Source organism: uncultured Nostoc sp., from assembly GCF_964245575.1.
Classification (GTDB): Bacteria; Cyanobacteriota; Cyanobacteriia; order Cyanobacteriales; family Nostocaceae; genus Nostoc.
The window spans coordinates 1-6,454 of sequence record NZ_CAXTNP010000370.1; the positions used below are offsets into that span (position 1 = coordinate 1).

7 protein-coding genes are annotated in these 6,454 nt (G+C 42.3%); 5 read left to right on the top strand and 2 right to left on the bottom strand.

Annotated elements, in window-relative coordinates:
• Window positions 1-224 precede the first annotated feature (224 nt).
• The gene (locus ACFFAP_RS34555) at window positions 225-1,976 is read left to right on the top strand and encodes a diguanylate cyclase domain-containing protein (protein ID WP_375515440.1); all 1,752 of its coding nucleotides are present in this window, start codon (window positions 225-227) and stop codon (window positions 1,974-1,976) included.
• A 215-nt stretch (window positions 1,977-2,191) separates the two neighbouring features.
• Here the strand turns inward: ACFFAP_RS34555 and mraY are convergent, their stop codons facing one another.
• Together mraY and ACFFAP_RS34565 are read right to left on the bottom strand one after the other, a co-directional pair.
• Complete coding sequence (gene mraY / locus ACFFAP_RS34560; protein ID WP_375515441.1) at window positions 2,192-3,283, bottom strand: phospho-N-acetylmuramoyl-pentapeptide-transferase; 1,092 nt, start codon at window positions 3,281-3,283, stop codon at window positions 2,192-2,194.
• A 79-nt stretch (window positions 3,284-3,362) separates the two neighbouring features.
• Window positions 3,363-3,599 (bottom strand): DUF3134 domain-containing protein, encoded by a 237-nt coding sequence (locus ACFFAP_RS34565; protein WP_375515442.1) that lies wholly within the window; start codon window positions 3,597-3,599, stop codon window positions 3,363-3,365.
• 242 nt (window positions 3,600-3,841) lie between these two features.
• Here ACFFAP_RS34565 and ACFFAP_RS34570 point away from each other — a divergent pair, with 242 nt between their 5' ends.
• The 4 genes from ACFFAP_RS34570 to ACFFAP_RS34585 all read left to right on the top strand — a co-directional run bounded on the left by ACFFAP_RS34570 (window position 3,842) and on the right by ACFFAP_RS34585 (window position 6,417).
• Window positions 3,842-4,426 carry a PAP/fibrillin family protein gene (locus ACFFAP_RS34570; protein WP_375515443.1) on the top strand — a complete coding sequence of 195 codons (585 nt, stop codon included), beginning with the start codon at window positions 3,842-3,844 and terminating at the stop codon, window positions 4,424-4,426.
• Between the two features lie 353 nt (window positions 4,427-4,779).
• Window positions 4,780-4,995, top strand: coding sequence for a photosystem I reaction center subunit IV (locus tag ACFFAP_RS34575; protein WP_375515444.1), 216 nt, complete (start codon window positions 4,780-4,782; stop codon window positions 4,993-4,995).
• Window positions 4,996-5,245: 250 nt separating this feature from the next.
• The gene (locus tag ACFFAP_RS34580; protein WP_375515445.1) at window positions 5,246-6,097 is read left to right on the top strand and encodes a DNA-formamidopyrimidine glycosylase; all 852 of its coding nucleotides are present in this window, start codon (window positions 5,246-5,248) and stop codon (window positions 6,095-6,097) included.
• A 104-nt stretch (window positions 6,098-6,201) separates the two neighbouring features.
• Window positions 6,202-6,417 (top strand): NAD(P)H-quinone oxidoreductase subunit O, encoded by a 216-nt coding sequence (locus ACFFAP_RS34585; protein WP_375515446.1) that lies wholly within the window; start codon window positions 6,202-6,204, stop codon window positions 6,415-6,417.
• Window positions 6,418-6,454 lie beyond the last annotated feature (37 nt).

The window sequence follows — 6,454 nt, forward strand, 5'->3', positions numbered from 1 at the left end:
ATTAAGCACGGTTTTGAAGACCAGCGAGTTTCGTGAGGAACTCGCTGAGTTTACTCTCTCCACGGTGCAAAAACTTTGGTAAAATGAGCAGCCTTTGAGAAAGTTACTATAAAAACTTTTGTAAAAAAAAGGCATAAGGCACTGAAATCATCCCTTCTCTACTTCCATTTTGAGGCTACCCAGAATTATAGTGAAACGGATGAAGTGTTAATATCAGGTCAGTAATGGAGCCTATTTACTGGAATTGCATAATTGCTCACGGCATCACTGCATTTTCATACTTTGGCATCCCCATAGTAATAGGGGTTTTCTTTGCCAAAACTAAAGCAACCATCCCTTCTAAGTTTTGGCTAGGCTTTTTCTTATCAGGTGGATTCGTACTATTTTGTGGATTTCATCACCTTCTGGCGGTCTTTGAGCCACATGTGGCAGTGTCTTTGCTGCACTTAGGTGTGCTTGATCTAATGGCGTTTATTTCCTTGTCTGCCTTACTCTACTTGATGCCAACCGCTTATCAAATTCTAGAGGCGATCGCCAGACATCAAGAAGATACGCACGAACTTCAACGCAGTCAGCAGATACAAAGGCTATTCCTAGATCAGGGCCCGTTTCTAGCCTATATCAAAGATGAGCAATCTAGAGTGCTTTATTACAACCAGGAGATACAGTCTAGATTTTCGGTAGATCCACAAGAATGGTTGGGGAAAACCGATAGTGAATTCTTGCCAGATCCAGAAGAGGGGCGGCGGGTAATGGAAAACGATCAAATCGTTTTGAAGACTCTACGTCCCTTGAAGCTGATTGAAGAGGTAAAAATTGCTGATAACGATCAGCTGTGCTACTGGCTATCGTTTAAGTTTCCGTTTAGCGATTACACAACGGGCGCTTACCGCATTGGTGGCATTAGTATCGATATTACAGAATCCATAGAAGCACAGCGATCGCTCACTGACCTAAATCGGCAACTAGAAGAAAAAACACTGAAATTAGAAGCAAAAAAACAAGAACTTATATATATCTCAGAGATGGCGGATATGCTTTATTCCTGCGAATCTGAAGATGAGGTGTATCAAGTGGTCGCTTTAACCTGTTCTAAGCTGTTTCCTAATATGAGTGGTTGTATTTATATAATTGCTAATTCTAAGAATTATGTTCAGATGAATAGTTTTTGGGGAGATGAAAGAACTAGTAAAGAAATATTTTCCCAATCTGAGTGTTGGGCATTGCGGAGAGGGAAATTAAACCTTTTATCACCTCGTCACTCAGGACTGATGTGCAATCACTTAATACAGCCTGTTAGCGGCACACATTTATGTGTTCCCTTGTTTGGACAAGGCGAAGTAGTTGGGATCTTACACATTTATGCGCCTGAAGAAATCAGTCCAGAAGCTCAACAAATTACTGAGATTATTGCTAGAACCTTAGGCATTGCACTAAATAATCTCTCGATAAAGCAACGTCTAACCTATGATAACTTGCGGGATGGGATGACCCAACTATTCAATCAAAACTATATGCAAACCATAACGGAACAGAGACTAGCCGAGGCTGAACGGTCGGGAGAAACTCTTAGTGTTATTTTCCTTGATATCGATAACTTCAAATCTTACAACTCGCGCTATGGACATTTGACTGCCAACATTGTTCTCCAGGGATTAGCAAAACTGCTGTTAAAATCTATTCGCTCCTTTGACATTGCTTGCAGATGGGGTGGTGAAGAATTTGTGATCGTGATGCCTAATATGACACTGGAAAACCTTAGGAAGCGAGTAGAACAACTTAGGATAGATGTTGAACAAATGCAATTGAAGGATGGCGATCGCATTCTCGAAGGCATTACCGCTTCTTTTGGAATAGCTGTATCAGAACCAGGGATTACAGTTAAAGATTTTCTGAATCGGGCAAATCAAGCAATGCTTGAGGCAAAGCGAACAGGCAAGAATCGGGTTATGGAGTATGTAAATAACTATTATTAATTCATAATTTATAATTCATAATTCATAAAACGGCATCAGTAGAGACGCGATTAATCGCGTCTCTACAAGAGTAGTGTCATACTTTCCAGCATAGAAATCAGAAACTTATAAATTTACCGTATAAAAAACAACTCCCTGATGTGGGAGTTGTCATTTTGGATTCGAGTAATTTTTTAAAACATTCAGAATGGAGCGATGCCTGCGGCGGGCTGCGCCTACGCCAAACAGATGGCAGCCAAAATAGCCGCGATGACATAAAATACTCCAACTACTTGCAATTCTGACCAGCCAGTGAGTTCTAAATGATGGTGTAAGGGTGCCATTTTGAAGAGGCGCTTGCCTTTGCCATCAGGGCCTTTGGTGGCTTTGTAATAACTTACCTGTGCCATCACTGAAAGAGTTTCTACGAAGAATATACCACTGAGAATGAACAGAGCTACTAAGGTGTTTGTCAATAGGGCTACAGCCGCTAAAGCGCCGCCCAGTGCAAGTGAACCGGTATCTCCCATGAAAACGCGGGCTGGGTTACGATTATGAGCTAAAAAACCTAAGCACCCACCACTTAAAGCAGCACAGAAAACCATCAACCCAGGTGCTGTAGGTGCGACTAAAGCACCTAATGCTAAAAGTGCGATCGCTACTGTTCCTGCTGCCAAGCCATCAATACCATCTGTTAAATTAGTCGCATTACTTTCTGCAACTAGCACAAAACCTGCTAAAGGCCAAAATAGGAATCCTAAGGGTAGTGTGAAGCTAACCCAAGGTAAAGCAATATTTGTAATATTAGAAGGTTGATTAAACATCAGCCATAGACAAAACACTGCCGCAAAACCCACCTGCAAAGCCAGTTTCGTTCCGGGAGATATACCTTTATTTGATTTACGGCGCAGAATTTGCCAATCGTCCAGCCAGCCAATCAATCCGTAGCTGATTGTCAATGCCGAAACTGCAAGCACATCTGTAGCAAAGTTAGACAATATGCAGGCAATTATCACACCTACAGGTATAAAAAATATACCTCCCATTGTTGGCGTGCCTGCCTTTTTTAGATGGGCTTGGGGGCCATCTTCGCGAATTATTTGTCCAGTTTTGAGTGCTTGAAGTAGGGGTATTACCCAATAGCCCACGGCACCTGAACCCATAGCACACAATAGTAGTGGCAGGGTTAACGACATACTTTGCCAGGGTAGCCTATTGGCCATCGAATCCAATAAAAATGCTGTTGTAGCTAGCCCTACGGTTAATAAAGAGGCTAGAGCAATTCCAGAAATATTTAAACCTTGCTCAGGAGATAATTTAGCGTCCACAGAAGTTTCCCTTCACTCCACACATATAAAATTCAATATCAGCAACTAGGGATACTACCAAGTCCCTAGGCTGAAAAGGCTAATCCTCGGCGATTCCTATATCGTCATCATCATCAAGGTCGTAGCCAATCCCATCTTCTACACCCATTAGGGAGTCTATTTCTACTTCGTCATCTTGAAAATCCGGTTCGTGAACGTCACGCGCGATGATCCGACCGTTGGTTTGCAACCAGTCCAAGAAAGAGGACTCTTGCTTTAAGGGGATAACATCAGCTCGCTGATTACGGGGTACTTCACGTAATGGAGAGTTCAACATATCGAGGAGGACAAGAAAAGGTATACGTAAGTTGACATTTAGAGTCTATCACTTGGCACGGATTTATTTAGTTATCTTTTCAACCCTTTCATTAATAAATCCGCATTCAGATAGAAATTTTTTATTTAATAGGCATAAGGCTTAGGTCAAGCGATTTAGTAGTAATTTTTATGGCTCTGCACATAGGTCATGAATATCTTGTTTATGCTGATGGAAAGGACTGATTTTTGAGGTGACAGGCGATGATCACAAAAGCGACTCTTATAGATGCGATCGCACTTACTAATCGCGGTCTACTGGCGACCCAAGCACAGAAACAGGTTATCTTAGCAGCGATCGCCAATTTAGAAGATTTTAATCCTACACCCCGTCCGGTAGAAGCTAACAATTTGCTTGATGGCAATTGGCGATTACTATACACCACTAGCAAGGCTCTTTTAAACTTAGATGGTCTACCTTTGTGCAAACTGGGTCAAATCTATCAGTGTATCCGGGTTGATACTGCCAGTGTTTACAACATAGCTGAGATTTCTGGCTTACCTTATTTGGAAGGATTAGTTAGCGTTGCTGCTAAATTTGAGCCAGTTTCAGGTCGGCGTGTCCAAGTAAAATTTGAGCGGTCTATTATCGGCTTACAACGTTTAATAGAATACAATTCTCCGGTAACTTTTATCCAACAAATTGAAGCAGGTAGAAAATTTCCCGCAATTGATTTTGCAATCAAGAGTGATAAACAGCAAGGCTGGTTAGATATCACCTATATAGATAACGATCTGCGGATTAGCAGAGGTAACGAGGGAAGTGTCTTTGTCTTAACTAAAACATAAGTTTCTACAAAATAAACGCTTGCGAACGAAGGTACGCTATAACGTGTGCCTTGTCAAGTGGTGTATAATAAAATTTTCAATTTGGGGTAGGGAGTGAGGAATGGGGAGTAGGGAGTGGGGGAGATAAGGGAGGTGAGGGAGATGAGGGAGAAAGAATAATTAATATTCAATTCCCAATTCCCAATTCCCAATTCCCAATTCCCAATTCCCAATTCCCACTCCCCCACTCCCTACTCCCTACTCCCAATTCAGACAAATAACTTAACAAAGACTCTTGCTGCTACCTTGAGGTTGTAGAGTGAAATCAATTAGCCCTCTAGATTGGCGATTGATAACTAAAAGGGAAAATAATCATGGTTCAACGTGGTTCTAAAGTACGTATTCTCCGCCCTGAATCCTACTGGTTTCAGGATCTAGGAACTGTGGCTTCCATTGACCAAAGCGGCATCAAATACCCTGTAATTGTCCGCTTTGATAAGGTCAATTACGCTGGTATCAATACCAACAACTTTGCCCAGGATGAATTAGTTGAGGTTGAAGCACCAAAGGCTAAAGCAGCGAAAAAATAGCAGCAAGCTACAAGGGGCTTGTTTGATGCGATGATGAAGGGTAGTCTGAAGTCTGAAGTATGAAGTCTGAAAATTTCAGTTCATTCATCTTTCACCCAAGCCTACCCTAATCTATGAGAAGCTGCCCTGCGGGTATTTACGGTTTCTCTTGGGTAGTAATACGAGCCATCTACAAATGGGTAAGTACTACCTTATCTGTTACTTATTGACTCCCCCAAGTACATCAAAATTGCTTGCTTAATCAGTTTGAATGCCTGAACTGCCTGAAGTTGAAACAGTCCGAAGGGGCCTAAATCAATTGACCCTTAACCAAGAAATTACGGGTGGAGATGTGTTGCTCGATCGCACCATCGCCTACCCGTTTTCTGTTGGTGAGTTTGTTGATGGAATTAAAAAGAATGCGATCACTACTTGGCATCGTCGCGGTAAATATCTCCTCGCCGAACTCTCTTCCACAGGTTGGCTAGGGGTTCATCTGCGAATGACCGGTCAACTACTATGGCTGCATCGAGATGAACCATTACATAAGCACACGCGGGTTAGATTATTCTTTGGGGAACAGCAGGAATTACGCTTTGTTGATCAGCGTACCTTCGGTAAAATTTGGTGGGTTCCGCCTGGTGTTGCTGTAGAAAGTATTATGACTGGTTTGGCAACACTAGCAGCAGATCCATTTTCACCCGAATTCACTGTTGAATATCTAGCTCTCAAACTCCAAAACCGCCGCCGTCCGATTAAAACTGCACTACTCGATCAATCGGTAGTGGCGGGATTAGGTAACATTTATGCCGATGAAGCCTTGTTTAAGAGTGGAATTTTACCTGAAACCTTGTGTATAGATTTGCAGCTAAAGCAAATTGAGCGTTTGCGAACAGCCATAATTCAAGTGTTAGAAACCAGCATTGAGGCTGGCGGTACAACTTTTAGTAATTTCTTAAGTGTTAAGGGTGTCAACGGCAATTATGGTGGTGTTGCCTGGGTTTATAACCGCGCTGGAGAACCCTGTCGAGTTTGTGGCACTCCAATTATGCGGATTAGGTTAGCTGGGCGATCTAGTCACTTTTGCCCACAGTGTCAAACGCTACGGGGAGTTAGGAGTTAGGAGAGACGCGATTAATCGCGTCTTTACACAGGAGTTTTTACTTCTAACTCGGAAGTCTTTTAAAATGCGGATAAGTCTAATCTAGAAATTTGAGAGGGGAATTCATGGCAGTCAAGAAAGGAGATATGGTTCGCGCTATCCGCGAGAAACTGGAAAACAGTCTAGAAGCAAAAGCCAGTGATACTCGCTTTCCTCTTTATTTGTTTGACAGCAAGGGCGAAATTGTAGATATCAAAGGTGATTACGCCCTTGTTAAGTTCGGGAAAGTGCCTACGCCAAATGTTTGGTTACGTGTGGATCAGCTTGAAGAGTTTAAATAATAAAAAATAAGAACCCCACCCCGCCAAAGCTATGCTT